General features: G+C 44.4%; 4 protein-coding genes. All 4 read right to left on the bottom strand.

What is annotated here, in order from left to right:
- Positions 1 to 470 (bottom strand): IS30 family transposase (locus AKL11_RS17205; RefSeq protein WP_172807317.1); only part of this gene is annotated, 470 nt, incomplete at its 3' end.
- 423 nt (positions 471 to 893) lie between these two features.
- The gene (locus AKL11_RS17200) at positions 894 to 1,409 is read right to left on the bottom strand and encodes a hypothetical protein (protein WP_067519817.1); all 516 of its coding nucleotides are present in this window, start codon (positions 1,407 to 1,409) and stop codon (positions 894 to 896) included.
- A gap of 102 nt (positions 1,410 to 1,511) precedes the next feature.
- Complete coding sequence (locus AKL11_RS17195) at positions 1,512 to 2,114, bottom strand: hypothetical protein (protein WP_067519814.1); 603 nt, start codon at positions 2,112 to 2,114, stop codon at positions 1,512 to 1,514.
- A gap of 231 nt (positions 2,115 to 2,345) precedes the next feature.
- Positions 2,346 to 3,515, bottom strand: coding sequence for an IS4 family transposase (locus tag AKL11_RS17190; RefSeq protein ID WP_067519812.1), 1,170 nt, complete (start codon positions 3,513 to 3,515; stop codon positions 2,346 to 2,348).
- Positions 3,516 to 3,596 lie beyond the last annotated feature (81 nt).

Raw genomic sequence — 3,596 nt, 5'->3', positions numbered from 1 at the left:
TCCTCAATTCCAACCCGATTGGGTATACCGGTTCGGTTATGGGCTGAACCATACCTTTTCCTGTAGGTCTTTTTCTGGTGTCGTAAGTGCTTATAGAGGGTGCCTCCTTTACGTTTATCATCCGCTATATACTGATAAATCGTTTCGTGGTGTAGCTCAATTACCCCTTCTTTTTTAAGTCTTCCAGCCACTTGCTCTGGACTCAAGTCTGCACGGATATCATTAGCTATGCGTCGTTTAATATCGTCCGTTAGCTTAACAGCCTTGGTTTTTTCCTGATGACGCTGTTGAGCCATACGGTGGGCCTGCTGGTGTCTGTAACCGCGTAACCCCTTGTTGCGCCCTAATTCCCGTGACAGGGAACTCTGATCGCACCCAAGTTTTTGTGCAATTTTGTTTTGAGAAGTCCCATTTTTCAGTTCAATTTCGATATAATGTCTCTCTTCAGAGCTCAGGTGCTTAAAGGCCATCCGTGGCATCCTCTGTAGTGTTTAGTAGCTTTACAGAGTACACCTGAGTTCTGATTGAATTCAAAGGTGGCTCTGTAGCAACCCTGTGGTTACAGAGGTTATGCATTTATGATACGAATTCAGGACATAACAATCTCAGTGAAAGTCAGATTAGGGAGCACGTCAAACGGCGTAAAATCAGTGGTGGCACCAAAAGCGAGAGCGGACGACAGAGTCTGGATACCTTTGCAAGTCTTAAGAAAACCTGCAGACAATACGGGCTTTCATTCTGGCACTATTTAACAGATAGGCTGACAGGTAGCGGGACATTCCCGAGGTTGGCAGATGAAATAGAACGTGCTGCACGTTGGGTGTCGTGTGGGCTAAAAACGGGTTTTTGAGTAATTACGGTTTTTCTGTTGGGATGAGCAAGGCAGCCACCCATTATATTGTGGTAATAGGTTTCATTTTTCTTCCCTTCCCTTCATTCTTGATGCAGCAATCAGCGCGACGGCTGGTGTCTGAATAAAAAAGACCGGTGCCGTCAATGGGCAGTAAGTAATGGTCTTTTAACTTTCCACAATTAAAGGTGTATCCCTGAAGGGCTCCGTTACGCTGAATGATCGAGAATAGTTCTTTAAATGGTTTCTTGAATTCCACGGGATCTATCGGGTCAAGGACTTCTCTCATGCGCGTATCAGAAGGTACTTTGCCCTCTTTAACATGATAGAGTTTTTCCAGGTTATAACAGCAGGTTGGCTCAAGCCGCTCTTCGTCAAATCCCAGGAGCGAATCAAATTTTTGATGCATCACTGCAAAAGCTGMTTTTGGGAAATTACCAAAGGGAATACTRCTTTTATTAGGGCGGTGGTCTGGAATATTTTCAAAGCAATCGGACACTGTTTTTATCAAGTAAGACGCACTGAAATGTCTGATATTTTTCTGAATGGCCGTACCCATAACTATACCGACGACAAAGATTGAKTAATCAGTGATTTTAGTCGAAGAATTGTGCGGGCTGTGTTTTTCTACCTCCTCTGTAAATCTTGCAGCTGTTAGGGTTCAGGAAAGAGCGGGAATTGCTGAGGTCGACCTGATTAGGGGGAATTTATTGTGTAATTCGGTATTGGGTTTGATATGGCTGCTGAACAAGATAGCGAGATGGTTTAAAACCTGAGCATGGAAAAGCAGTTTGAGCGGGTCTGCTTGAAACGTATCAGGTCCATTCTGATAAATCTCTATCTTTTGTTTCAGTGTTTCTGTCAGAATTGTGATGATTCTAGTCAAGTTCATCACTTGGTTAAGTGATGAATTTTTGTTGGATTCTTTTAAAATCTGAATCTCTTTAGCTAGCCTGACTTTATCCTTGGGGTTGATATTAAGTTGGACTGGTTTTATAGAACGAAATGGCACAACATATGGGGCCAGAAATGGTGCTTTATCTACCAATAAGCAGTCGGCGATGTTGGGATAATAGTACATCAGCGTCGAGTCTAGCATTTTCTCCGGTGTCATTGTATCAATGCTGGTCTGCTCAGGGATGCTTATGTAGTGGTTTTCGGGGCCAGCGCTCAGCTCTGAATGGCGTTTAACGAGCTCTGACCATTGCTTTTGATACGCTTTGAACTCCTCATTTTCATCAATACCCAAGATCAGGGATTTCATCAGATTAGCTCTTTCTTGAAACTCTGGGCAATGCTGGTCGTACACTATTGCCTCACTATCTTGAAGAGACTCAGCATATGTTTTTCTTGAGTAATCATTCTGAATGTATTCTTTTTGTGGTGCTGAATGAAACAATAGTATAGCGAGCTCCGAGTCTATTTTAGGGCGATGAGATTTATTGTGATCTGGGAATTGCCAGTCATTAATAGTGACGATTTCACTACTGTCCGGTTAAGCATAAACCAGCTCCAGACTCCCCTGATTCCGGGGTAAATTGGCTTCAATTCTATCCGGCGGATCACTGAATAATTCCAACAAAGAGCACCGACGGGTCAGGTTAAGACTGATTCTTCGGGCTATTTGCTGTAACGACAACTTGCAGGATGTTGTGATCTGAGCCAATCGCAGCAGGAGGTAGGCAATCATTGCTATGAGCACCTGTATTTTTACTGCATTTTCACTGCGCCCAAGGAACCACTTGACCTTCAGATTCTGTTTAATCCACTTAAAGAACAGCTCGATCTGCCAGCGTGATTTATACAAGGCAGCAATCTCTGCAGCACTTCTCCTCAGATCGTTACTGATAAACACCAGTACTTTGCCGTCTTCTTTCCGGCAAATCTTGACCCGCCTGAGATCAACCGGGCAGTCTTTTCTACCTTTGTCAGAAGAGAGCCTGATGATTTGGTCTTCCAGAATAGAGTCTTCTGTTGTTTCACGACATTCGACGACTTCATAGACTGTTGATGTTTTCATCCTGCCCACAAATTGCGTGCCCTGACAGGTCATTTCGTGATACCAGCTGTAGTCGTCGTAAGCCCGGTCAAAAACATAGGTGACACCTGCCATGATGGGAAGGTTCTGAGCCGCTTTGCAGTCATTMTTCTTGGCGGTGGTCAGTTCGAAAAAAGTGGGAGTATCGGCCTTCGGGTCATACACCGTATGAAGCTTTATGCCGCCTTTAGTTTTTCGAAAATGCGCCCACTCAAACTGRTTCAAATTTAAGTCMATGGTCGTGGAATCAATCAGGCGCACCATTTCATTGCCCGCTCCCCGAGGCAGATGGCTTCTGACCTTTTGTAGTAGAAAGAAAAAGGTTTCTTCGAAAATACTGGCCGCCCGAGTGCTGTTGGCATCCGACAATGAAGAACGCTTTATGCGAGAGACACCCAAATGGTAATGGTGGTTGTGGCAGGCATTAWAATTCTCAACCAGATCCCGAATGGAAACGCGGCTGGCCAGTTGAGCAAACATCATGGAAACGAGCTGAGTCCAGCATGTCAGAGTTCTGATTCGATGATCCCCATTGTGTCGATCAACTACCTTCTGAAACTGGTGACGTGGGATTGTTTTGAGTAACTGTTGGAAAACGCTGTTAAACCAAAACTCACTTGAAACCATCGGTTTTATTTTGGTTTTGGCTTAACCGGTTTTCTGAGCACCTCTTCCTCCTCGTCAAGAGACGTCTTGGTATGGAGTCTG

This window comes from Endozoicomonas ascidiicola (genome assembly GCF_001646945.1).
GTDB lineage: Bacteria > Pseudomonadota > Gammaproteobacteria > Pseudomonadales > Endozoicomonadaceae > Endozoicomonas > Endozoicomonas ascidiicola.
This window is presented reverse-complemented; position numbering and strand designations above follow the sequence as displayed.

Coding starts and splice junctions, on each gene's coding strand:
- AKL11_RS17195 (WP_067519814.1), bottom strand. CDS start 2,114: ATGAAATCCCTGATCTTGGGTATTGATGAAAATGAGGAGTTCAAAGCG.